General features: G+C 67.3%; 22 protein-coding genes. 13 read left to right on the top strand and 9 right to left on the bottom strand.

Annotation, left to right across the window (positions count from 1 at the left end):
• Nucleotides 1-8: 8 nt before the first annotated feature.
• A complete protein-coding gene (gene ligA, locus N7367_RS15930) occupies nt 9-2,480 on the bottom strand; it encodes an NAD-dependent DNA ligase LigA (RefSeq protein ID WP_279942761.1) in 2,472 nt (823 codons plus the stop codon).
• A gap of 158 nt (nt 2,481-2,638) precedes the next feature.
• Between ligA and N7367_RS15925 the strand changes: the two genes are divergently transcribed.
• Nucleotides 2,639-3,769 carry a pyridoxal phosphate-dependent aminotransferase gene (locus N7367_RS15925; protein ID WP_279942759.1) on the top strand — a complete coding sequence of 377 codons (1,131 nt, stop codon included), beginning with the start codon at nt 2,639-2,641 and terminating at the stop codon, nt 3,767-3,769.
• Nucleotides 3,770-3,845: 76 nt separating this feature from the next.
• On the opposite strand, the gene zipA is transcribed toward N7367_RS15925, so the two are convergent.
• The 6 genes from zipA to N7367_RS15895 form a co-directional block, all read right to left on the bottom strand.
• The gene (gene zipA, locus N7367_RS15920; RefSeq protein ID WP_111186144.1) at nt 3,846-4,586 is read right to left on the bottom strand and encodes a cell division protein ZipA; all 741 of its coding nucleotides are present in this window, start codon (nt 4,584-4,586) and stop codon (nt 3,846-3,848) included.
• Between the two features lie 46 nt (nt 4,587-4,632).
• Nucleotides 4,633-8,136, bottom strand: coding sequence for a chromosome segregation protein SMC (gene smc / locus N7367_RS15915; protein WP_279942758.1), 3,504 nt, complete (start codon nt 8,134-8,136; stop codon nt 4,633-4,635).
• A gap of 235 nt (nt 8,137-8,371) precedes the next feature.
• Nucleotides 8,372-8,821, bottom strand: coding sequence for a 50S ribosomal protein L9 (gene rplI / locus N7367_RS15910; RefSeq protein ID WP_053515452.1), 450 nt, complete (start codon nt 8,819-8,821; stop codon nt 8,372-8,374).
• Between the two features lie 104 nt (nt 8,822-8,925).
• Nucleotides 8,926-9,156 carry a 30S ribosomal protein S18 gene (gene rpsR / locus N7367_RS15905; RefSeq protein WP_002804494.1) on the bottom strand — a complete coding sequence of 77 codons (231 nt, stop codon included), beginning with the start codon at nt 9,154-9,156 and terminating at the stop codon, nt 8,926-8,928.
• Between the two features lie 11 nt (nt 9,157-9,167).
• Nucleotides 9,168-9,605, bottom strand: a complete 438-nt coding sequence (gene rpsF, locus N7367_RS15900; RefSeq protein ID WP_053515451.1) for a 30S ribosomal protein S6 — start codon at nt 9,603-9,605, stop codon at nt 9,168-9,170.
• Between the two features lie 205 nt (nt 9,606-9,810).
• Nucleotides 9,811-10,149: an iron-sulfur cluster assembly accessory protein gene (locus N7367_RS15895; protein WP_053515449.1), complete on the bottom strand. Its 339-nt coding sequence runs from the start codon at nt 10,147-10,149 to the stop codon at nt 9,811-9,813.
• 128 nt (nt 10,150-10,277) lie between these two features.
• Here N7367_RS15895 and asnS point away from each other — a divergent pair, with 128 nt between their 5' ends.
• From asnS to N7367_RS15835, 12 genes are all read left to right on the top strand, one after another.
• Nucleotides 10,278-11,672, top strand: coding sequence for an asparagine--tRNA ligase (gene asnS, locus N7367_RS15890; protein ID WP_279942757.1), 1,395 nt, complete (start codon nt 10,278-10,280; stop codon nt 11,670-11,672).
• Between the two features lie 32 nt (nt 11,673-11,704).
• Nucleotides 11,705-12,004, top strand: a complete 300-nt coding sequence (locus tag N7367_RS15885) for a hypothetical protein (protein WP_053515445.1) — start codon at nt 11,705-11,707, stop codon at nt 12,002-12,004.
• A gap of 7 nt (nt 12,005-12,011) precedes the next feature.
• Nucleotides 12,012-12,326, top strand: coding sequence for a hypothetical protein (locus N7367_RS15880; protein ID WP_053515443.1), 315 nt, complete (start codon nt 12,012-12,014; stop codon nt 12,324-12,326).
• Between the two features lie 10 nt (nt 12,327-12,336).
• Nucleotides 12,337-12,975 carry an FMN-binding negative transcriptional regulator gene (locus N7367_RS15875; RefSeq protein WP_053515441.1) on the top strand — a complete coding sequence of 213 codons (639 nt, stop codon included), beginning with the start codon at nt 12,337-12,339 and terminating at the stop codon, nt 12,973-12,975.
• 70 nt (nt 12,976-13,045) lie between these two features.
• A complete protein-coding gene (gene can, locus N7367_RS15870; protein WP_053515439.1) occupies nt 13,046-13,708 on the top strand; it encodes a carbonate dehydratase in 663 nt (220 codons plus the stop codon).
• Between the two features lie 19 nt (nt 13,709-13,727).
• Nucleotides 13,728-14,249: a 3-hydroxyanthranilate 3,4-dioxygenase gene (locus N7367_RS15865; protein ID WP_279942756.1), complete on the top strand. Its 522-nt coding sequence runs from the start codon at nt 13,728-13,730 to the stop codon at nt 14,247-14,249.
• A 169-nt stretch (nt 14,250-14,418) separates the two neighbouring features.
• On the top strand, nt 14,419-15,693 hold the full coding sequence (gene kynU / locus N7367_RS15860) for a kynureninase (protein ID WP_279942755.1): 1,275 nt from the start codon (nt 14,419-14,421) through the stop codon (nt 15,691-15,693).
• Between the two features lie 31 nt (nt 15,694-15,724).
• Entirely contained in the window at nt 15,725-17,092 is a 1,368-nt protein-coding gene (locus tag N7367_RS15855) for an NAD(P)/FAD-dependent oxidoreductase (protein WP_279942754.1), read from the top strand.
• A complete protein-coding gene (gene sbcB, locus N7367_RS15850; RefSeq protein ID WP_279942753.1) occupies nt 17,092-18,531 on the top strand; it encodes an exodeoxyribonuclease I in 1,440 nt (479 codons plus the stop codon). Before N7367_RS15855 ends, sbcB begins: the two co-directional genes overlap by 1 nt.
• Nucleotides 18,528-19,214: a DUF2461 domain-containing protein gene (locus tag N7367_RS15845; RefSeq protein WP_053515430.1), complete on the top strand. Its 687-nt coding sequence runs from the start codon at nt 18,528-18,530 to the stop codon at nt 19,212-19,214. Before sbcB ends, N7367_RS15845 begins: the two co-directional genes overlap by 4 nt.
• Nucleotides 19,214-20,194, top strand: coding sequence for an aldo/keto reductase (locus N7367_RS15840; protein ID WP_053515428.1), 981 nt, complete (start codon nt 19,214-19,216; stop codon nt 20,192-20,194). Before N7367_RS15845 ends, N7367_RS15840 begins: the two co-directional genes overlap by 1 nt.
• Before the next feature lie 41 nt (nt 20,195-20,235).
• On the top strand, nt 20,236-20,787 hold the full coding sequence (locus N7367_RS15835; RefSeq protein WP_279942752.1) for a DUF2939 domain-containing protein: 552 nt from the start codon (nt 20,236-20,238) through the stop codon (nt 20,785-20,787).
• Nucleotides 20,788-20,821: 34 nt separating this feature from the next.
• On the opposite strand, the gene N7367_RS15830 is transcribed toward N7367_RS15835, so the two are convergent.
• Nucleotides 20,822-21,766, bottom strand: a complete 945-nt coding sequence (locus N7367_RS15830) for a 5'-nucleotidase (protein WP_053515425.1) — start codon at nt 21,764-21,766, stop codon at nt 20,822-20,824.
• 47 nt (nt 21,767-21,813) lie between these two features.
• Complete coding sequence (locus tag N7367_RS15825; RefSeq protein ID WP_053515423.1) at nt 21,814-22,587, bottom strand: NAD kinase; 774 nt, start codon at nt 22,585-22,587, stop codon at nt 21,814-21,816.
• Nucleotides 22,588-22,594: the final 7 nt, after the last annotated feature.

The following is a 22,594-nucleotide window of genomic DNA, read 5'->3' as shown; positions in this document are numbered from 1 at the left end:
CGGGGTCATCATTCGTGGTTGGCGAGGAAGGTCAGCAGACGCGCTTCGTCCCACACCGGCACTCCCAGGGCCAGCGCCTTGTCCAGCTTGGAGCCGGCTTCGGTACCCGCCACCACGAAGTGGGTCTTCTTCGACACGCTGCCGGACACCTTGGCTCCCAGCGCCTCCAGTCGCTCCTTGGCCACATCGCGGGTGAGCTGGGCCAGGGTGCCGGTCAGGACCACGGTCTGCCCGTCGAGCGGACCGGCGACGATTTCGGTCAGCGCGGGCGCCTTGGCCAGGATCTGCTGCATCGCCTCCTCGGCAGCCAGCAGCATCACGCCATGGCTGTCCGCTTCCAGCCACTGGGCAAGGCCGCGCGCGGTGTCCTCGGGCAATCCGGCATTGACGAACTGGCCATGCTCGGCATCGAGCACGGCCTGCGCGCTCGGCAGCACCGCCACCAGCTTTTCCGCGCGCAGCCGGGTGATGCCGGGGATCTCCGATTCCACCAGCAGCTGAGCCAGGTCCAGCCCCTCACGCAGCTTCGCACTGGGCGGATGCACGTCGCTGATGCGCACCTGGCCGACCTGCAGCAGATCGTCGATGGCCTGCTGGTTGCCCTGCTGCTCGAAGAAGTGACCGAGCGAACGTGCCACTTCGCCACCGATGTCCGGCACGCGCTTGAACAGTGGCCAGGGCAGCCGTCGGATCAAGGCCAGATCACCGAACCACTGCGCCAACGCCTTGGCCGTGCTTTCGCCGACATGTTCGATGCCCAGCGCGAACAACAGCCGTTCCAGCGTGGTGGCACGACTGGTGTCGATCGCGGCGATCAGGTTGTCGGCCCAGCGGGTCGCGATCTTCTTCGTGTTCCACTCGAAGCTGGCCGGCTGCGCCAGTGCCTTCGCGCGCCAGGCCACATCGTTGCCATCGAGCTTGAGCACGGCATTGAGCACGGTGCCGCTGCCTTCGGCCGGCAGGTGCGGCGCCAGGCTGGCGGCCAGCGCGGACGGATCTTCCGCGTCGAGCACCAGCTTCAGGTGCAGCAGCTGGTCGCGGGTGAGCCGGTACAGGTCCGCCACGCCCTTGACGATGCCGGCATCCACCAGGGTTTCGATGTACTTGTCACCCAGGCCATCGATATCCATCGCGCGACGTGAAGCGAAATGGGCGATGGCCTCCTTGCGCTGCGCCGGGCACGACAACTCACCGGAGCAGCGCCACGCGGCCGCGCCCTCTTCGCGCACGATCTCCGAGCCACAGACCGGGCAGCGCGTGGGCATCTGCCACGGCGTGGTGCCCGGCGGCCGGCGGTCGAGGATGACGCTGACCACTTCGGGAATCACGTCGCCGGCACGGCGCACGATCACGCTGTCACCCACCCGCACGTCCAGGCGCTCGATCTGGTCCGCATTGTGCAGGGTTGCGTTGGAGACGATCACGCCGGCCACGGCGACCGGAGCCAGGCGCGCGACCGGAGTGGCAGCGCCGGTGCGGCCGATCTGGATCTCGATCGCTTCCAGCGTGGTGCTCTGTTCCTGCGCCGGGAACTTGTGCGCGATGGCCCAGCGCGGTGCGCGCGAGACGAAACCCATCGCCTGCTGGCCAGCGCGGTCGTCCAGCTTGTAGACCACGCCATCGATGTCGAAGGGCAGGCCATCGCGGCGTGCGCCGATATCACGGTAGTAGGCCAGCAACCCATCGGCACCTTCCACCACCCTGCACAGATCGCTGACCGGGAAGCCCCAGGCACCCAGCTGCGCGAGCGTACCCGAATGGGTATCGGGCAGTTCGCCGCCCTGCACTTCTCCGGTGCCGTAGGCGAAGAAGCTGAGCTTGCGCTGCGCGCTGATCTTCGGATCGAGCTGGCGCAACGACCCGGCCGCCGCATTGCGCGGGTTGGCCAGTACCTTGCCGCCATGCAGCCGCGCGCGATCGTTGTAGGCTTCAAAGTCGGCACGGGCCATGTAGACCTCACCGCGCACTTCCAGCACGTCCGGCCAGCCCTTGCCGTGCAGACGCCGGGGGATGTCGCCGATCTCGCGCAGGTTGGCCGTGACGTCTTCGCCGGTCGTGCCATCGCCGCGGGTCGCACCCAGAACGAAATGTCCATCCTCGTAGCGCAGGCTGATCGCCAGCCCGTCCATCTTCGGCTCCGCCGAAAAGCGCGCGGCACCGCGTCGCAGGCGTTCGTCGATGCGGCGCACGAAGTCGGTCACCTCCTCATCGCTGAAGGCATTGGACAACGACAGCATCGGCACCGCGTGGCGGACTTCAGCGAAACGCCCGGAGGGACGCGCGCCGACCTGCTGGGTCGGGCTGTCCGCGCGGGCCAGTTCGGGGTGCGCACGTTCCAGTGCTTCCAGCTCGCGCACCAGCCGGTCGTAATCGACGTCGGGGATCTCCGGCGCATCCAGCTCGTGATAGGCGCGGTTGGCCTGGGCGATCTGCCGGCGGAGTTCATCGACGCGTTCGGCGGGGCTGGGGCTCATCGTGATCGGTGATTCTGGGGCGGCTGGGGATTCTACCGCGCCCGGCCGTCATGCCCTGTAACGTCCCCGCCCCGGCAGTGCCGGGCCCCGCTCCGCGAAAGACGGGCTTGCCGCCCTCCACCGGCAGCGCTAGCGTGCGTCGGCCGCCCTCCGGAAACCTGCCCATGACCCTGCCTGCCTCCCGTCGTCGCTTCCTGCAGCTGGCCGGTGCCGGCCTCGCCGTCGCCGGCAGTGGCCTGCCGGGCCTGGGATACGCGCAAACCGCCCCGGCTGCGGCTCCCGCGTCGCCGCGCGCCGGTGGGCCGGTGCTGCTGAACTTCAATGAATGCCCGTATGGGCCTTCCGCCGCTGCGCAATCGGCCGCTCGCGACAGCATCGCGCGCTGCGGCCGCTACCGCTTCGAGCTGGCGGCACAGGTCCGTGATGCATTCGTCGAACACAGCGGCGTCAGTGCCGATCACCTGCGCCTGTACCCGGGCTCCAGCGAGCCCCTGAACCGTGCCGCCGCAATCTGGACCGGCCCGCAGCAGGGCCTGGTCGTGGCTGATCCGACCTTCGAGGCGATTGGCGACGTGGCCGCCGCGCGGGGCGCACACGTCAGCCGAGTGCCTCTGCGCAGCGACGGCGCGCACGATGTGCGCGCGATGGTGGCTGCCGCGCACGCGCGCCCGACCGGGCTGATGTATGTGTGCAACCCCAACAACCCCACGGGTTCGATCAGCCCGCCCGCCGAGCTCGCCTGGCTGCTGGCCAGCAAGCCCGCCGGAACCCGGGTGCTGGTGGACGAAGCGTACCTGCAGTACAGCGACCAGCCGAGCCTGATCGCGCAGGTGGCCGAGCGCGATGACCTGATCGTGCTGCGGACCTTCTCCAAGCTGTATGGCATGGCCGGACTGCGCCTGGGCGCGGCAGCGGCCCATCCCGATCGCCTGCGCGAGCTGGGCAGCCTCGGCGACAACCCGTTGCCGGTGCCGGCGCTGGCCGCCGCTCTGGCCAGCCTGCACGATCCGCAGCTGGTTCCGCAGCGCCGTCTGCAGAACGCGAAGATCCGGCAGGCGACCATCGCCTGGCTGGGCAAGCGTGGCTTCAGCTGCCTGCCGTCGGAAGCGAACTGTTTCGTGGTGGACGTCCAGCGCGACGGTGCTGCCTTTGCCAGGGCGATGGCCGCACAGGGTGTGGTGATCGGTCGCAGCTGGCCGATCTGGCCGCAGCGCGTCCGTGTGACCGTTGGCACCGAGGAGGAGATGGCAGCGTTCCGCGCCGCGTTCGCCCAGGTCGCCGGGGTGCCTTCCTGACTTAATCCACGCAGGCGATGGATCTGCCGTGGTGGTGGGTGCCGACCGTGGGTCGGCATACCCGGGATGACCGCGCTTACCAGCGCGGGGTCTTGGTCAGAGGCGGCGCCTGGTGCTGGCGGTCATAGGCACGCAGCTCGTCACGGATGTGGGCGATGCGCTGGCGGCCGAGCGCGTTGCGGCTGTCGTCCAGCACCACGCCATCCAGCAGCTCGGCCATGCGCTGCACGGTCGGCAGCATCTTCTCCCAGGCATCGAGCGCGGTCAGCGGCGCCGGCAGGGTCAGGAAGAAGGCGATGGCCGGTGTCTCCATGGCACGGATGTTGGCCATGTCGAAACTGCCCGGCTTCATGATGCTGGCCATCGAGAAGATCGGCCCCCGTTCCGGATGGCCCTCCACCAGACGATGGAACACGTTCATGTGGCCGAACACCAGACCGGTTTTCTCGGCCGCCACGACGATGTCCTCGCCCCGCAGCTGCTCGCCGGCCCGTGCGGCCACGAACAGCGAGACGATCTTGTCGAAATCCTGGGTGGCGCGCTTGCCCAGGTCGCTGGCCGCGCCGGCGTCGGTGTCGGCCAGGCCCAGTTCGGCCTGTTGACCCTCTTCGCCCAGTGCCGGATCGAGGCGGGTATCGGCCAACGGTACGCCGTCCTCGCCCAGGACCGGTTCGCGGCGCTCGCTGCTGGTCGGTTCGGTGCCTTCCACGCGGCGGCCCTGGGGCTTCTTCTTCGGACGGCCAAACAGGAAGATCGCGGCGATCAACAGCAGGCCGGCGGCCAGGATGCCGATGCGCAACAGTGCCGTGTCGGACATTCGATAGGTTCTCCGGCTAGTTCATTCAGGTAACTAGGATGGCACGTCAGGCCGCGCCCGCCAATCGCGCGGCCTCTTCCAGGTCCACGCTGACCAGGCGGCTGACGCCCGGCTCGCGCATGGTCACGCCCGACAGCTGCTGCGCAGCTTCCATCGTCGCCTTGTTGTGGCTGACGAACAGGAACTGCACCTTCTCGCTCATTTCCTTGACCATGTTGGCCAGGCGGCCCACGTTGGCCTCGTCCAGCGGTGCGTCCACTTCGTCCAGCAGGCAGAACGGCGCCGGATTGAGCTGGAAGATCGCGAACACCAGCGCCACCGCGGTCATCGCCTTCTCGCCGCCGGACAGCAGCGAGATGCTGGATACGCGCTTGCCCGGCGGACGCGCCATGATGGTCACGCCGGTGTCGAGCAGATCTTCACCGGTCAGTTCCAGATAGGCATGGCCACCGCCGAACAGGCGCGGATAGAGGGCCTGCACACCGGCGTTGACCCGGTCGAACGTATCCTTGAATCGGCCGCGGGTTTCGCGGTCGATCTTGCGGATGGCGTCTTCCAGGGTCTCCAGCGCCGTGGTCAGGTCCACATGCTGCGAATCGAGATACTCCGACCGCTGCGATGCCTCGCCATACTCGTGGATCGCCGCCAGGTTGACCGGCTCCAGCCGGCGCATGCGACCGTCGATCTGGTGCACGACCTGCTCCCAGTCCCCCAGGCGGGCGTCCTCGGGCAATGCGTTGAGCAGGTCGGCCATCACGAAGCCAGCCTTCTCCACCGCAGCCTGCAGGGTGTCAGCACTGAGCACCAGGGCCTGCTGGTCCAGCTTCCGCTGGGAAATACGCTCGCGCTGCGCCAGCGCCTGCTCATCGCGCTGGTGGCGGGTCTGTTCGAAATTGCGCAGCTCGGCGTCAATGCCATCAAGCAGAGTACGCGCTTCGGCCAGCACACGGTCGGCACGCACGCGCTCTTCCAGCGCATTCTGGTGCTCGGCCTGCAGCGATTCGACCGGCGAATCACCCTCGTCCAGCTGCGAATGCAGTTCGCCCAAGCGCGAATCCAGCTGCCCGCGCTGGGTGCTCATGCGCTCCAGCGCCTGGCTCAGCGATGCCACCTGTGCGCGCTGCGATTCCAGGGTCAGTGCCAGCGAATGCGCGCGTTCGCGCACCGCCCGTGCGGCTTCGCGGGCGAGGTCGCGTGCTTCGGCCAGCTGCCGGCGTTCGCTTTCCAGGGCCTGCCGGGTCGATTCCAGGTCGCCCATGCTGCTGACGGCACTCTCCAGCCGCGAACGCGCCTCGCGCGCCTGCTCACGGTTGACCTCGAGGGTCTCCAGCAGTTGGCTCAGCTCTCCTTCGATGCGATCGATGCGCGTGCGTGCGGCCTCCACCTTGCCCTGCTGGCCCTGAAGCTGACCCGCCAGCTCGGATACCGCACGATGCGCGAGGTACAGCGCCCGTTGCGCATCTTCGCGTTGCTGTTCGGCGGCCAGCAGCTGCTCGCGGAAGCCGGACAGCTGATCTTCCAGCTCGACCTCACGGTTCTGCAGCTGTTCGATCTGCTCGCGCAGCTCATTGATCTCGCGCTCGCGCAGCAGCGCACCCTGCTTGGCCGCACCGGAGCGCGACACGCGCACCCAGCCCTGCCCGAGACGCTCGCCGCGCTGGGTGATGATCGAATCACCGGCGGGCAGCCGGGCCTGCAGGGCACGGGCCTCGTCCAGATCCCGCGCACCATGCAGATGCGCCAGCAGGCGTCGGATCGCCGTCGGTCCGCGCACGCGCGCGGCCAGCGATGTCGCGGCGACGTCCAGATCGCTGGCATCGTCAGACACCAGTGCGATGCGCCCTTCGCCCAGTTCGCCCAGCGCATCGACCAGAGCTGCCGGGTCGTCCACCAGCACGCCTTCGATCAGCTGGCCGAGGGCGCTTTCCACCGCGTTTTCCCAACCGGCATCGACATCCAGGCGCTCGCCCACACGCGCGGCCGAATCCAGCCCGCGCGCCTTCAACCAGGCAACCGCGGCGCCCTGCTCCTGGCCGAGTGCGGCCTGCTGCAGGGTTTCCAGCGATGCCAGGCGACCGCGCAGGCCATTGACCTGCTTGCGCAGTTCGGCCAGTTCGTTCTGGCCGTTGCGCTGCTGTTCCTGCACGGTGACCACGCCCTGCTTGCGCTGCTCGACCTGTTCGCTCAGCTCGTCCAGTGCGGTCTTCTGCGTGTCGTGCTGCAGGTGCAGCTGCTCGAAGGCTTCTTCCAGCGCGTCCACGTCCAGCCCGGCACGCTCGGCGGCCAGCGCCTCGCGACGCCGGTCGGCATCGAGGATCTGCCGGTCCAGGTAGTCCACGCGGGTGCGCTCGACATCGCCGGCGCGCGAGGCTTCGGAACTCTGTGAGGTGTGCTGTTCCCAGCGGTGCTGCCAGTCGGCCAGGCGGGCTTCGGCCTCGCGCAGGCTTTCCTGCTTGATCTCGTTCTCTTCCTGCAGCGCCTCCAGCTGCGGGGTCGCGGCGTCCACCGCCTCGCGCAGCACCATCAGCTTGGCCTCGTCACCACTGATGTGCTGGCCCAGCTCGGCCAATGCCTGCCGCGTCTCGTCGCGGGCCTTGTGCAGGCGCTGCGACAGCTCGCGCTGGTGCTGGATCTGCTGCTCCAGTCGGGCCAAGGTACTACCGACCTGGTAGACCGCGGCCTGCGCGGTATTGAGTGCATCGGCCGCTTCCTCGCGGCGCATGCGCGAGGTCTCGATGCGGGCCTCGGCGTCGCGCTGGTCCGCGATCAGCTGCTGAAGCCGGGTTTCTTCCTGCGACAGGCCCTCGCGAAGCTTCGACAGGCGCCCATCGAGGCCTCGGAATTCCAGCGCCTTCCACTCGGCATCCTTGACCCTGCGCTCTTCCTGCAACGCCTGGTACTGCTCCGCCTGCCGGGCCTGGCGCTTGAGGTGCTCGAGCTGCTTGCTGATCTCCTCACGCAGGTCGCCCAGGCGATCAAGGTTCTCGCGGGTGTGGCGGATGCGGGTTTCGGTTTCCTTGCGCCGCTCCTTGTACTTGGAGATTCCGGCCGCCTCTTCCAGGTAGACGCGCAGATCCTCGGGACGCGCCTCGATGATCTGGCTGATCATGCCCTGTTCGATGATCGAGTAGCTGCGTGGGCCCAGGCCGGTCCCCAGGAAAAGATCGGTGATGTCGCGGCGGCGGCACTTGGTGCCGTTGAGGTAGTAGTTGCTGGTGCCGTCGCGGCTGACCGTGCGCTTGACCGAGATCTCGTTGAACGAGGCGTATTCGCCGGAGATGGTGTGGTCGGAGTTGTCGAAGATCAGCTCGACCGTGGCCTGCGAGACGGGCTTGCGGGCGTTGGAACCGGAGAAGATCACGTCGGTCAGCGAGTCGCCGCGCAGGCGGCTGGCCGAACTTTCGCCCATGACCCAGCGCACGGCGTCGATGATGTTCGACTTGCCGCAGCCATTGGGCCCCACCACGCCGGTCATGTTGGTCGGCAGATGCAGGGTGGTCGGATCGACGAAAGACTTGAAGCCGGACAGCTTGATCGTGGAAAGACGCATAGGGGTTCCGGACTGGGGCCGGCAAGCGGCCTGCGTTTACCCTCCAAGTCATTGATCCTGCTGGGATCGCCGACCGTGGAACGGGTGTGACGCCCTGAGTATACCGATGTGGCCGTGTTCTACGAATGGGCGTGGAACATCGGGGCCCGCGCGCCTGCCGGGCGGGCCGACAAAACAAAACGGGCACCCTCGCGGGCGCCCGTTCTGCGGTGATGCCAGGCCTTGCGGCGTGGGATCAGGCTTCGGCTTCGACGACGACCTTGACGGTGGTCTCGACGTCGGCGTGCAGGTGGATCAGCACGTCGTACTCGCCGATGTTGCGGAACGCGCCTTCGCCCAGGATGACTTCGCTCTTTTCCAGCGGCAGGCCGGCGGCGGTGAAGGCCTCGGCGATGTCGCGCGGGCCGACCGAGCCGTACAGCTTGCCTTCGGTCGAAGCATTGGCGGCGATGGTGACGCTCGCGCCTTCCAGCTTCGCCTTGCGGGCTTCAGCCTCGGCGTGGATGGACTGGGCCTTGGCTTCGTACTCGGCGCGCTTGGCTTCGAACTCTGCCTTGTTGCTCTCGGTGGCCGGCACGGCCTTGCCCTGCGGCACGAGGAAGTTGCGGCCGTAGCCCGGCTTGACGGTGACCAGGTCACCCAGGTTGCCGAGGTTGGTGACCTTCTGCAGGAGGATCAGCTGCATGGTTTTACTCCAGATAAGTTATTCGTTAGCGAGGCGATGCCCCGCAACAAAGGCTGTCCGAATAGCTGGCACAACGGGGCGGCACGCGGCCACCCCGCCGGGCATCAGACGTCGTGGTTGTCGGTGTACGGAATCAGGGCCAGGAAGCGAGCGCGCTTGACGGCGGTCGCCAGCTGACGCTGGTACTTCGACTTGGTACCGGTGACGCGGCTCGGCACGATCTTGCCGTTCTCGGTCAGGTACTGGCGCAGGGTGTTGAGATCCTTGTAGTCGATCTCCTTGACACCTTCAGCCGTGAACTTGCAGAACTTGCGGCGACGGAAGAACTTGGACATGGGAAGGCTCCTTAGGCGGCGGAAGCGGCGTCTTCGCCGGCTTCGTTGTCAGCGGTGGTGGTGGACTCGCCTTCTTCGTCGTCACGACGACGGCGCTCACCGCGCTCCGGCTTGTCACCCTTCTCGTCCTTGCTCTTCATGATCAGCGACTGCTCGGTGTCAGCCTCGTCACGCTTGATGACCAGGTTGCGCAGCACGGCGTCGTTGAAGCGGAAGCTCTCGGTCAGCTCGTTCAGCACGGCCTGGTCGGCTTCGATGTTCAGCAGCACGTAGTGCGCCTTCACCAGGTTCTGGATCGGGTACGCCAGCTGGCGGCGGCCCCAGTCTTCCAGACGGTGGATGGTGCCGTTGCCGTTCTCGACCAGCGACTTGTAGCGCTCGATCATGGCCGGGACCTGCTCGCTCTGGTCCGGGTGGACCATGAACACGATTTCGTAATGACGACTCATGTTTTTTCTACCTTTCGGATGTGGCCTTGCGGCCGGACAGCCCCCCGCCGTTGAGACCGCGGTGGGGCAAGGGTTCCCGCCAGGAAGGCAGGAAGCCGCGCATTATGGCGCAGATGGGGCAACCGGGCAACCGTGGCCGAACCTGAACCCGGCAGCACCGGGACCTGCCCGAGGACCGGCCGGCACGACCCCGGGGAAGCGGCCCTCAGGCCTTGTCGGCGTCGGTGGTGAAGCTCTCGCCGCAGCCGCACTCGGCGGTCGCGTTCGGGTTGCTGAACGTGAAGGTCTCGCTCAGGCCGTGCTTGCCGAAGTCGATCACGGTGCCGTCGACCAGGGCCAGGCTCTGTGCATCGACGTAGATCTTCACGCCGTCCTGGTCGAACACCGTATCGCCCTCGCGCTCGTCACGGGCCAGGTCGGTCACGTGGCCCCAGCCGGAGCAGCCGGTCTTGGTCACGCCGAAGCGCAGGCCCAGCGCACCCGGGGTCTGGGCGACGAAGCGCTGCACGCGCTCGAAGGCAATGGGGGTCAGGCTGACAGCCATGGGACTACTCCAGAGGAACAGGGACATTATAGGGAGGCTTGGGCCGCAGAAATGCCTCGCAAGCAGAACGCTGCAACCGGTAAACTCCCGTGTTCACAGATCGAGTCGATCAGCAGAGGATTCAAGTCATGACGGTGGTCAGCGTTGAACATGCGCTTGCCGGGAAGATCCCGGAAGGCGGCGAAGTCACGGTACGCGGATGGGTGCGCACGGTGCGCGGTTCAGCGAATCTGGCCTTCGTGAATGTGACCGACGGCTCCTGCTTCGCCCCGATCCAGGTCGTAGCCAACGACACCCTGGCCAACTTCGACGAGATCAAGCGCCTCACCACCGGCTGCTCGCTGGTGGCCACCGGCATCCTGGTGAAATCGCAGGGCAAGGGCCAGTCGTTCGAGATCCAGGCCAGTGCGGTCGAAGTGGTCGGCTGGGTCGAAGACCCGCTCACCTACCCGATCCAGCCCAAGCCGATGACGCCGGAGTTCCTGCGTGAAGTGGCGCACCTGCGCCCGCGCACCAACCTGTTCGGCGCGGTCACCCGCATCCGCAACTGCCTGGCCCAGGCCGTGCACCGCTTCTTCCACGAGAACGGCTTCAACTGGATCAGCACCCCGATCATCACCACCTCCGACGCCGAAGGCGCCGGCCAGATGTTCCGCGTGTCCACGCTGGACATGGTGAACCTGCCGCGCGATGAGAAGGGCGCGATCGATTTCAGCCGCGACTTCTTCGGCAAGGAGACGTTCCTGACCGTGTCCGGCCAGCTGAACGTCGAGGCCTACTGCCTGGCCCTGAGCAAGGTGTATACCTTCGGCCCGACCTTCCGCGCCGAGAACAGCCACACCACCCGCCATCTGGCGGAGTTCTGGATGATCGAGCCGGAGATCGCCTTCGCCGACCTGGCCGAAGATGCGCGCCTGGCCGAGGAGTTCCTCAAGTACCTGTTCCGCGCGGTGCTGAACGAGCGCAGCGATGATCTGGCCTTCATCGCCGAGCGCGTGGACAAGAACGCGATCACCAAACTGGAAGACTTCATCAACGCGCCGTTCGAGCGCATCGACTACACCGATGCGGTCAGCCTGCTGCAGAAGTCGGGCCGGAAGTTCGACTTCCCGGTCGAATGGGGCCTGGACCTGCAGACCGAACACGAGCGCTGGCTGACCGAGGAACACGTCGGCCGCCCGGTGGTGGTGACCAACTACCCCGAGCACATCAAGGCCTTCTACATGCGCCTGAACGACGACGGCAGGACCGTCGCCGCGATGGACGTGCTGGCGCCAGGCATCGGCGAGATCATCGGTGGCAGCCAGCGCGAAGAGCGCCTGGACGTGCTGGACGCGCGCATGGCCCAGTTCGGCCTGGACCGTGAGCATTACAGCTGGTACCGCGATTTCCGTCGCTACGGCTCGGTGCCGCACGCCGGCTTCGGCCTGGGCTTCGAGCGCCTGGTGGTGTACGTCTGCGGCCTGTCCAACATCCGCGATGCGATTCCTTACCCGCGCGCTCCCGGCAGCGCGGACTTCTAAGCCCCACCACCGACCACGGAGGTACTGCCCCCATGACCCTGTTCTTCGCCCTCTGCTTTGTCGGCGTCGCAGTGGCCGGGTTCAGTGCCTTCGTGATCTTCTGGCCGCTGACCCTGGTGCACGTGCGTGACCGCCATCCGGCGCTGGCACAGCGCTTCGGCAGCGGCGCCTTCCTCAAGCCCGATGCCCTGGCCTGGCTGCTGCGCCGCGACTACCGGCAGCAGCCGGATCGCTCGCTGTCCGGCTTGGCCACGCCGGCCTGGGTTTCGCTGCTGACCCTGCTGGCCGGACTGGGCATGGCCGCCCTGCTCTGGCTGGCTTCGCTCTGGTAACGCATACATGAACGATCTCTCCGCCCCGCACGACAGCTGGTGGCTGGCCAGCCTCGGCAACACCCTGATCTGGGCCCGCCTGCGCGTGCGGCCGGCCGGCACGGCCGAAGTGCTCGACAGTGATGGCAACACCCTCAGCTACGACAGCGAGGACACTGCCCGCGCGCAGCTGTTCGACGCCGATTTCGTCGAATTCGACGGCCTGGACGAAGAAGATGCGCTGGTGCGCGGCTTCAGCCTGCACGAGGTGCAGCCACCGCACGCCGACAGCGACGAGGGCCTGCGTGGGCGCATGGTGCAATCGCTGGGCGGGCGCGCCTGAGCCCAGGCCGATGTTCACTCCGCGCGCCTTCGCCGAGACCGATCTGATCTGGCTGGACCGCCTGCTGGCGCGCGATCCGTTCGTCACCGTGCTCACCACCGGTGACGACGGCCTGCCCGAGCTGACCCGCGTGCCGGTGCTGTACCGGCGTGATGGCCAGCGCATCGAACTGCGCGGCCACTGGGCGCGGGCCAACCCGCAGTCGCGTCGCGAAGGCACCGCCAAGGTGCTGGTCGATGGCCCCCATGGCTACGTCTCGGCCAGCTGGTATCCGGACAAGGAACCGGCGGCACGCGTTCCGACCTGGAACTATGCCGCTGCCGAGCTGCGCGGACAGCTGCAGCCGTTCGACGGCACCGATGCGCTGGCCCAGCTGGTCGGCGACATCAGCGACCGCTTTGAAGCCAGCGTCGGCCAGCAGTGGCGGTTCGAGGCTGATCGTCCCGAGCACGGCCCGGAGCTGCGCGCCATCGTCGGGTTTCACTTCCACGTCGAACAGGTACAGCTGAAACTGAAGCTCAGCCAGAACCATCCCGATGCCAACCAGCAGGCGGTGATCGACGCGTTGGATCGCCTGCACGCCCCACCTTCCACCGAACTGGCGCAGTGGATGCGCTGGTTCCGCGATGAGGCCGCCAGCAGCGGCTGAACGCACCGACTCCCGCGACGACGCGGCCGGACAGCCGCGACTTGCCCCCACCGAGGTCAGGGACCCGAACATGAAAGACATCCACAAGCTGCTGCAGAACAACCGCGACTGGGCCGACCGCATCGAGAAGGAAGATCCCGAGTTCTTCCATCAGCTGGCCAAGCAGCAGCACCCGGAATACCTGTGGATCGGCTGCTCCGATTCGCGCGTGCCGGCCAACCAGATCATCGGCATGGCACCGGGCGAAGTGTTCGTGCATCGCAACGTCGCCAACGTGGTCGCCCACACCGACCTGAACTGCCTGAGCGTGGTGCAGTACGCGGTAGACCAGCTGAAGGTGAAGCACATCCTCATCGTGGGCCACTACGGTTGCGGCGGCGTGCATGCCTGCCTGCACAACACCCGCGTCGGCCTGGCGGACAACTGGCTGCGCCACGTCGGCGACGTGATGCAGAAGCACGCGGCGATCATCGATGCGCTGGAGACCGACGAGCTGCGTCATGCCCGCCTGTGCGAGCTGAATGTCATCGAGCAGGTCGCCAACCTGTGCCGCTCGACCATCGTGCAGGACGCCTGGGCACGCGGCCAGAAGCTGATGGTGCATGGCTGGGTCTACAGCTTGAAGGATGGCCGCGTGCGCGAAATGGGCATCGATGTCGGCTCGCCGGAAGATCTGCAGCCGGCTTACGAGAAAGCGCTTTCCTATGTCCCCCGCAAGGGCAAGCGCGACTGATCCCCCACGGAGCCCGACCATGCTCGCCTCACCGATCAACCTGCACGCCTGGATCGAAGAACATCGTCACCTGCTGAAACCGCCGGTGGGCAACAAGATGATCGACAACGGCGACTTCATCGTCATGGTGGTCGGCGGGCCGAACTCGCGGACCGATTATCACTACGACGAAGGGGCCGAGTGGTTCTACCAGCTCGAAGGCGAGATGGTGCTGAAGGTCCAGGAGGATGGCGCGGTCCGCGACATCCCGATCCGTGCCGGCGAGATCTTCCTGCTGCCGGCGAAGGTGCCGCACTCGCCGCGCCGGCCACCGGGCGGCGTCGGGCTGGTCGTGGAGCGCAGGCGGCTGCCGCACGAGATGGACGGTGTGATCTGGCATTGCGAGCGCTGCAACCACAAGCTGCATGAGGAGTTCTTCGCGCTGCAGAACATCGAAACCGACCTGCCCAAGGTCTTCGCGCGTTACCACGCCAGCCTGGAACTGCGTACCTGCGGCAAATGCGGCCACCTCGACCCGTTGCCGGCACCGGCGGCGGACTGATCGATCGCCGGGCATGGCGATTGCCGATGCACCCGCCGGGCATGGCCCGGCATGGCCGATGCGCGTGATCTCCGGGTAGCGCCGGGCCATGCCCGGCGAGCGTACTGCGCGGCATCACGCAGGCCCCAGGCGCTACACTGGCAGCCCCGTTGCAGCCTGTTGCCCGACCATGTCCGACCTGCTGAACCGCACCCATGCCATCGCTCTCGACGCCGCGGATCCGTTGCGGCCGCTGCGCAGTGAATTCCTGATTCCGCGCCACGGCGGTGGCGAGCAGACCTACTTCGTGGGCAACTCGCTGGGACTGCAGCCGCGCGGCGCACAGGCGGCGGTGCAGGAAGTGATGAAGCAGTGGGCTGAACTGGCAGTGGAAGGCCACTTCACCGGCCCCACCCAATGGCTGTCCTACCACCGTCTGGTCAGCACGCAGCTGGCGCGGGTGGTCGGTGCGCTGCCCAGCGAAGTGGTGGCGATGAACACGCTGAGCGTGAACCTGCACCTGATGATGGTCAGCTTCTACCGGCCGACCCGGGAACGACCGGTGATCCTGATGGAAGCCGGCGCCTTCCCGACGGACCGTCACGCGGTGGAAGCGCAGATCCGTTTCCATGGCTTCGACCCGGCCGACTGCCTGGTGGAGGTGCAGCCGGACGAAGCCAGCGGCACGATCTCGATGACCACGATCGAACGCGCGATCGCCACGCATGGCCCTCGCCTGGCTCTGGTGCTGTGGCCAGGCGTGCAGTACCGCACCGGCCAGGCCTTCGACCTCGATGCGATCACCCGCGCCGCACGCCTGCAGGGCGCGCGCATCGGCTTCGATCTGGCGCATTCGGTCGGCAACCTGCCCCTGCGACTGCACGATGTGGCGCCGGACTTTGCCGTGTGGTGCCATTACAAGTACCTCAACAGCGGCCCGGGGGCCGTCGCCGGGGCGTTCGTGCACGAGCGTCACCACCGTGACAGCACCCTGCCACGTTTCGCCGGCTGGTGGGGCCATGACGAAGCCACCCGCTTCCAGATGTCACCGCACTTCTCGCCCGCCATCGGCGCCGAAGGCTGGCAGCTGAGCAATCCGCCGATCCTCGGCCTGGCGCCGCTGCGCGCTTCACTGGACCTGTTCGAACGGGCCGGCATGGACGCCCTGCGCAGCAAGTCGCTGGCACTGACCGGCATGCTCGAAGCTCTGGTGCGCGCGCGCCTGGCCAACGTGCTCGACATCGTCACCCCGGCCGAGCCGGACCGGCGCGGCTGCCAGCTCTCGCTGCGGGTGATCGCCGGCCGCGAGCGTGGCCGCGCACTGTTCGAGCACCTGCGCTCGGTCGGCGTGCTCGGTGACTGGCGCGAGCCGGACGTGATCCGCATCTCCCCCACCCCGCTCTACAACCGCTACCTGGACGTCCACCATTTCGTCGAGGAAGTGGAAGCCTGGGCCGGCCTCTGAGCCGGCACCTCCCCTCCTGCTGGACAGTTCGTTGATCGCACATGCCTCCCGCTCGTTGAGCATCATTGGTGCCGGCCTGGCCGGTTCCCTGCTCGCCATCCTGCTGTCGCGGCAGGGCTGGCGGATCACCCTGTACGAACGCCGTGGCGACCCACGCGTGGCCGACTACGAAAGCGGCCGCTCGATCAACCTGGCGCTGGCCGAGCGCGGGCGCAACGCGCTGCGGCAGGCCGGCGTGGAGGACGAGGTGATGGCCCGCGCGGTGATGATGCGCGGACGCATGGTGCATCCGCGCGAAGGCGCCGCGCAGCTGCAGCGCTATGGCCGCGACGACAGCGAAGTGATCTGGTCGATCCATCGCAGGGACCTGAACACCACGCTGCTGACACTGGCCGAGCAGGCAGGTGCCACCGTAAATTTCCACCGCCGGCTGCATACCGTCGATTTCGATGCCGGCCATGCACGCTTCATCGATGATCGCGACGACAGCCCGCACGACATCCACTTCGACAGCCTGATCGGCGCTGACGGCGCCGGCTCGGCGCTGCGCGCGGCGATGAACCGGCGCGCGCCGCTGGGCGAGGACATCGCCTTTCTCGATCACTCCTACAAGGAACTGGAGATTCCACCGGACCGTGATGGCGGCTTCCGCATCGAACGCAACGCATTGCACATCTGGCCACGAGGCCACTTCATGTGCATCGCCCTGCCCAATCACGAAGGCACGTTCACGGTCACCCTGTTCCTGCCCAACCAGGGCGAGCCCAGCTTCGCCACCGTCAATACCGGCGCCCAGGCCGAAGCCCTGTTCGCACGCGAGTTCGCCGATGCGTTGCCGCTGATCCCCGACCTGCGCGCGGACTGGGAGCAGCATCCGCCCGGCCTGCTCGGCACGCTGACGCTGGAGCGCTGGCACCAGCAGGGCCAGGCCGTGCTGATCGGTGATGCCGCGCATGCGATGGTGCCGTTCCACGGGCAGGGCATGAACTGCGCGTTCGAGGACTGCGTGGCACTGGCCCGCCATCTGATGGAAGCCGACGACCTGCAGAGCGCATTCGCCGCCTTCGAGGAAGAACGCAAGCCGAACGCGCATGCGATCCAGCAGATGGCCCTGGAGAACTACCTGGAGATGCGTGATCGCGTCGCCGACCCGGCCTTCCTGCTGCAGCGCGAGCTGGAGCAGGCGCTTCAGCGTCGCTGGCCAACCCGCTTCGTACCGCACTACACCATGGTCACGTTCCTGCACACGCCCTACGCCGAGGCACTGCGCCGGACCGACATCCAGCGCGACATGCTGGTGGCCGCCACGATCGGCCATACGTCGCTGGAGAACATCGACTGGGCAGCTCTGGAGGCACAGATCCATGCCCGGCTGCCGGTTCTGGAGGGCGCACACTGATGGCTGACAGCTTCCTGTTCTACGACCTGGAAACCTTCGGCCAGGACCCACGGCGAACGCGCATCTCGCAGTTCGCGGCGATCCGCACCGATGCCGATCTGAACGAGATCGACACGCCGGTGAGTTTCTTCGTGCGCCCCGCCGACGATCTGCTGCCCTCGCCGATGGCCACCCTGGTCACCGGCATCACGCCGCAGCGGGCACTGGCTGAAGGCATCAGCGAAGCCGAAGCGTTCGACCGCATCAACGAACAGCTGTCGCGCCCGGGTACCTGTGCCCTGGGCTACAACACCCTGCGCTTCGACGACGAATTCATCCGCTACGGTCTGTTCCGCAACTTCCATGACCCCTACGAGCGCGAGTGGCGCAACGGCAACTCGCGCTGGGACCTGCTGGACATGCTGCGGCTGATGCGCGCCCTGCGTCCCGAAGGCATCCACTGGCCACTGCGCGAGGACGGCGCCACGTCGTTCAAGCTCGAGCACCTGGCCGAAGCCAACAATGTGCGCGATGGCGATGCGCACGAGGCGCTGTCGGACGTGCGCGCCACGATCGGCATGGCCCGCCTGTTCAAGCAGTCGCAGCCGCGGTTGTGGGAGTACGCATTGAAACTGCGCGACAAGCGTTTCGTCGGCAGCCTGCTGGACGTGAGCGCGCTGAAGCCGGTGCTGCACATTTCCATGCGATACCCGGCCAGCCGGCTGTGCGCGGCTCCGGTGCTGCCGCTGGCGGTGCACCCGACGATCAACAACCGGGTGATCGTGTTCGATCTGGAAGGTGACATCGACGACCTGCTGCAGCTGCCAGCCGAGACGATCGCCGAGCGGCTCTACCTGCGCGCCAGCGAACTGCCCGAAGGCGTCGCCCGGGTGCCGCTGAAGGAAGTACATCTGAACAAGGTCCCGGCGCTGGTCGCCTGGAACCACCTGCGGCCCGACGATCACGCCCGCCTGGGCCTGGATGTCGCCGCCATCGAAGCCAAGGTCGAGCAGCTGCGTGCATTCGCGCCGCAACTGGCCGAGAAGGCACGGCAGGTATACAACCAACCACGGGACGCCGTCGTGGCCGACGTCGATGCTTCGCTGTACGACGGCTTCCTCGGCAATGGCGACAAGCCACTGCTGGCCCTGGCGCGGACCACGCCGCCCGCAGAGCTGGCTGCGCTGGAAGGCCGCTTCCGCGATCCGCGCCTGCCCGAACTGCTGTTCCGCTATCGCGCCCGCAACCATCCCGACACCCTGGCACCGGCCGAGCGCCAGCGCTGGCAGGACTACCGCCGCCAGCGCCTGCTCGGTGACGGCCGCCTGGGCGAACTCAACCTGCCCCAGTACCAGCAGCAGCTCGATGCACTGGCCGCCGAGGCGCCGGACGACGATCGCCGCCTGGCCCTGCTGCAATCGCTGCGCGACTGGGGCCAGCATCTGCAGGAGAGCTTGTGAGCACCTATTTCAGCGACGCCAGTTTCAGGTTCCTGCGCAGCCTTGCGCGTCACAATGAAAAGGCCTGGTTCAACGACCATCGCCAGCAGTACGAAGACCATGTACGGCAGCCGTTCCTGCGCCTGCTGGGCGACCTGCAGCCCGCGCTGGCCGAGGTCAGCGCGCATTTCCGTGCCGATACCCGTGGCGTCGGTGGTTCGCTGTTCCGCATCCATCGCGATGCGCGCTTTTCAAACGACAAATCGCCGTACAAGACCTGGCAGGGCGCACGCCTGTTCCATGAACGCCGCCGCGAAGTGGCCGCTCCGTCGTTCTACGTGCATCTGCAGCCGGGCGAGAGCTTCGTCGGTGCCGGCCTGTGGCACCCCGAACCGGACACCCAGCGCCGCGTGCGCCATTTCATCCTGGACAACCCCGGCAGCTGGAAGGCCGCAGCGCATGCACCCGCCCTGCGCCGGCGTTTCGATTTCGAGCAGAGCGAGAAGCTGGTCAGGCCGCCGCGTGGCTTCCCCGCCGATTTCGAGTTCATCGACGATCTCAAGCATCGCAACTGGGTGATGTGGCGCTCGCTGGACGATGAGACGATGACCGGGCCGCGCCTGCTGTCCACGCTCGGCAAGGATCTGGCCGCGCTCGGCCCCTTCGTCGACTATCTGTGCGCGGCACTGGATCTGGAGTTCTGATGCCACTGGCCCGGCAACGCCGCCCGCTCGGCCGCACCGGCCTGTCCGTATCGCCGGTCGGGCTGGGCTGTTCGGGCTTCTGGGGCCATCGCCGCTTTGCCGAGCATGCCGCCGCAGCGATCGTCGAGCACGCGCTGGCCCAGGGCGTGAACCTGTTCGACACCGGCCACAACTACTCCGGCTTCCATGCCGAACCGCGCCTGGGCCGCATCCTGCGGCCGCTGCTGGCCCGCTACCCGCGTGAGTCACTGGTCATCTCCAGCAAGGGCGGCACACTGACCGGACAGGCCGGCATCAGTGGCGCAGAACAGCGCGATTTCTCGCCTGCGGCCATCACCGCCAGCTGCGAAGCCTCGCTGCGCAACCTTGGCCTGGATTACCTGGACATCTACCAGCTGCATGGCGCCACCGCGCACGACATCAACGACGATCTGCTCGATGCGCTGCAGCGCCTGCGCGAACGTGGCCTGATCCGCGCCACCGGCATCAACACCCACTCGGCCTCGACGCTGCACTGGATGCTTGCGCATCCACAGGCATTCGACGTGGTTCTGCTGGACTACAACGCGCTGCAGCAGGATCGTGCGCCGCTGATCGACCAGCTGCATGCGGCCGGAATCGGCGTACTGGCAGGCACGGTGCTCGCACAGGGCCACCTGCTGCCCAGCCAGCCTCGCCGGCCGAGATTGGCCGATGCCTGGTACCTGGCGCGCGCGTGGCTCAAGCCCAGCAGCCGCCGTCTGATGCGCAGCGCACGTGCGATGCGCCGGGCCATTGCGGCGATCGACAGCCAGCGTCCGGCCCAGACTGCGTTTGCCTACGTTCTGGGCCACCCCGGCGTGGCCGCCGGCATCCTGGGCACTACCCGCGTCGGCAGTCTGGAGGAGGTGCTGGCCACGCGACCCGAAGCACTGCGCCCCGCCGACCGGCAACGCCTGGTCGCGGCCTATGGCGACGGCAGCGGTTCGCCCAGTCATTGAGTCTTCACCCCGCCCGGCCGCACTTGCGGCAGTCTGGCGGCATGAAGAAGCTCACTGCGATCGTGGCCCTGTTGGTGATTGCCCTCGCCGGCGTGTGGTTCGGCGGCCCCTACCTGACCATACAGGGTCTGTCCAAGGCCATCGAACAGCGCGATACCGCCGCACTGGAACGCTACGTCGACTTTCCGCGCGTGCGCGTCAGCCTGCGTGCGCAACTCAATGATTACCTCGTGCGCCAGGCCGGCGCCGATGTGGCCAGCAGTCCGTTCGGCGCCCTGCTCTACGGCCTGGGCGACCAGCTTGGGGGCGCAGCGGTGGACACCCTGATGACCCCGGCCGGCATCGGTGCGATGCTGCAGGGCCATGTGCTGTGGAAGCGTGGGCGCAACGAGCTGCAGGGCGGAGATGCCTTCGCGGCGACCGAACCGGCACGGCCTTTGAAGAACGCCCGCCACCGTTTCGAAGCGTTCGACCGCTTCGTCGTCGACGTTGATCGCGGCCCCGGCCAACCACCGTTGAAGGTCGTGCTGGAACCGCAGGGGCTGCGCTGGAAAGTGGTTGACGTGCAGCTGGGAATGGCCGACGCCCCATGACGGAGAACGCCGGGCGTGGCCCGGCGCTGCCGCGTCATCCCTCGTTGGCGACACCGTGCGGCACATGGCCCGCGGCAACGTGTTCGCGGGCACTGTCGATGTTGTGCTGCGAATCATCGAAGAAGATGTCGGCACCGAAGGCCTGCAGGAACGGCCCCTTGTGGCGGCCGCCCAGGAACAGCGCCTCGTCCAGGCGCACGCCCCATTCGCGCAGCGTGCGGATCACCCGCTCGTGCGCGGGCGCAGAGCGGGCGGTGACCAGCGCCGTGCGGATCGGCGCACTGTCACCGGCCGGGAACACCTCCTGCAGCGTGTGCAGCGCGGACAGGAAGCCGCGGAACGGGCCACCGCTGAGCGGTTCGCGCGCACGTTCGCGCTCGTGGCGGCCGAATGCCTCGACCCCCTGTTCGCGCGAGATGCGCTCGCTTTCATCACCGAAGATCACCGCATCACCGTCAAAGGCAATGCGCAGCTGGCCGGACGGTCGGCCGGTGTCGATCTGGTCCGCGGCGGCCGCGGCGGTCTCGCCGGGTGGCTTGGGCAGGATCGTCGCAGCGGCGATTCCGTGGCGCAGCGCACTGCGGACCGACTCCGGATTGGCCGACAGGAACAGATCGGTGCCGAACGGTTTCACGTAGGGCCAGGTCGGCTCACCGGCGGTGAAGGTGGCACGGATGATGCCCAGGCCGTAGTGCTGGATCGAATTGAAGATGCGCAGGCCGGTATCGGCCGAATTGCGCGACAGCAGGATCACCTCGACGCGCGGGTTCTCCGGGCTGGCGCCCTGGTTCAGCGCCAACAGTTTGCGCACCACCGGGAAGGCCACGCCGGGACCGAGGATGTCGTCCTCGTGCTGGCGCTGGTACTCCGCATAGGCCGCCACGCCATCGGTCTCGAACAGCGCGTGGCTTTCCTCGAGATCGAACAGGGCGCGCGAGGTCACCGCGACGGTCAGCAAACGGGGGGAGTTGTCACCCATCGGTGGGGGTCCTTCTGGCGGTCGACGCGACCGGCAACCTATTGTCCTCAAAAAACGAACTGTTCGCTCAGGATCCGGTCTTCCAGATTGTGTTCCGGGTCGAACAGCAATGTCACCCGGCGGTCGCGCGACTCGCGGATGGTCACCTCGACCACGTCGCGCGTCTCGTGCGAATCGGCGGTCACGCTGACCGGCCGCTTGTAGGGGTCCAGCACGCGGAAGCGCACCTCCGTATCCGCCTTGAGAATGGCACCACGCCAGCGTCGCGGGCGATACGGTGCCAATGGCGTCAGCGCGATGGTGTGCGAGCCCAAGGGCAGCACGGGTCCGTGGGCCGAATAGTTGTAGGCGGTGCTGCCTGCGGGCGTGGCAACCAGCACGCCGTCGCCGATCAGTTCGGCCACCCGCTCCTGCCCATTGAGGTCGATGCCGATGTGCGCAGCCTGGCGGGTCTGCCGCAGCAGGGACACGTCGTTGTACGCCAGCGAACCGGTGCTGGTGCCCGATTCGGTCAGCGCCACCATCTCCAGCGGACGCAGGTTGGCCGGTTCCGCGCGGGCGATGCGTGCATTGACGTCGTCGTCGCCCCGGTACTGGTTCATCAGGAAACCTACGGTGCCCAGCTTCATGCCGAACACCGGTTTTCCCAGGTGGCCGTGACGATGCAGCGTCTGCAGCATGAAGCCATCACCGCCCAGCGGGCAGAGCACGTCGGCCTGCTCGGGGGCATGGTCGCCAAAGCGCGCGACCATGGCCGCGCGGGCCATCTGCGCAGCTTCGGTGGTGCTTGCCAGGAAAGCGATGCGGGGGGTGTCGCTCATCGGTGGA

Source organism: Stenotrophomonas sp. GD04145 (assembly GCF_029835135.1).
Lineage (GTDB): Bacteria > Pseudomonadota > Gammaproteobacteria > Xanthomonadales > Xanthomonadaceae > Stenotrophomonas > Stenotrophomonas maltophilia_P.
Note: the sequence above shows the minus strand (reverse complement) of the source record. Positions and strands in the feature narration are given on the sequence as shown.

Bases quoted from the DNA above. Each gene is read 5' to 3' on its own strand.
- can (WP_053515439.1), top strand. From the start codon at position 13,046: ATGAAAGACATCCACAAGCTGCTGCAGAACAACCGCGACTGGGCCGAC.
- rpsR (WP_002804494.1), bottom strand. From the start codon at position 9,156: ATGTCCAAGTTCTTCCGTCGCCGCAAGTTCTGCAAGTTCACGGCTGAA.
- N7367_RS15830 (WP_053515425.1), bottom strand. From the start codon at position 21,766: ATGGGTGACAACTCCCCCCGTTTGCTGACCGTCGCGGTGACCTCGCGC.
- N7367_RS15875 (WP_053515441.1), top strand. From the start codon at position 12,337: ATGTTCACTCCGCGCGCCTTCGCCGAGACCGATCTGATCTGGCTGGAC.
- N7367_RS15885 (WP_053515445.1), top strand. From the start codon at position 11,705: ATGACCCTGTTCTTCGCCCTCTGCTTTGTCGGCGTCGCAGTGGCCGGG.
- N7367_RS15825 (WP_053515423.1), bottom strand. From the start codon at position 22,587: ATGAGCGACACCCCCCGCATCGCTTTCCTGGCAAGCACCACCGAAGCT.
- rpsF (WP_053515451.1), bottom strand. From the start codon at position 9,605: ATGAGTCGTCATTACGAAATCGTGTTCATGGTCCACCCGGACCAGAGC.
- N7367_RS15835 (WP_279942752.1), top strand. From the start codon at position 20,236: ATGAAGAAGCTCACTGCGATCGTGGCCCTGTTGGTGATTGCCCTCGCC.
- N7367_RS15865 (WP_279942756.1), top strand. From the start codon at position 13,728: ATGCTCGCCTCACCGATCAACCTGCACGCCTGGATCGAAGAACATCGT.
- sbcB (WP_279942753.1), top strand. From the start codon at position 17,092: ATGGCTGACAGCTTCCTGTTCTACGACCTGGAAACCTTCGGCCAGGAC.
- zipA (WP_111186144.1), bottom strand. From the start codon at position 4,586: ATGTCCGACACGGCACTGTTGCGCATCGGCATCCTGGCCGCCGGCCTG.
- smc (WP_279942758.1), bottom strand. From the start codon at position 8,136: ATGCGTCTTTCCACGATCAAGCTGTCCGGCTTCAAGTCTTTCGTCGAT.
- rplI (WP_053515452.1), bottom strand. From the start codon at position 8,821: ATGCAGCTGATCCTCCTGCAGAAGGTCACCAACCTCGGCAACCTGGGT.
- N7367_RS15925 (WP_279942759.1), top strand. From the start codon at position 2,639: ATGACCCTGCCTGCCTCCCGTCGTCGCTTCCTGCAGCTGGCCGGTGCC.
- N7367_RS15895 (WP_053515449.1), bottom strand. From the start codon at position 10,149: ATGGCTGTCAGCCTGACCCCCATTGCCTTCGAGCGCGTGCAGCGCTTC.
- N7367_RS15840 (WP_053515428.1), top strand. From the start codon at position 19,214: ATGCCACTGGCCCGGCAACGCCGCCCGCTCGGCCGCACCGGCCTGTCC.
- asnS (WP_279942757.1), top strand. From the start codon at position 10,278: ATGACGGTGGTCAGCGTTGAACATGCGCTTGCCGGGAAGATCCCGGAA.
- kynU (WP_279942755.1), top strand. From the start codon at position 14,419: ATGTCCGACCTGCTGAACCGCACCCATGCCATCGCTCTCGACGCCGCG.
- N7367_RS15880 (WP_053515443.1), top strand. From the start codon at position 12,012: ATGAACGATCTCTCCGCCCCGCACGACAGCTGGTGGCTGGCCAGCCTC.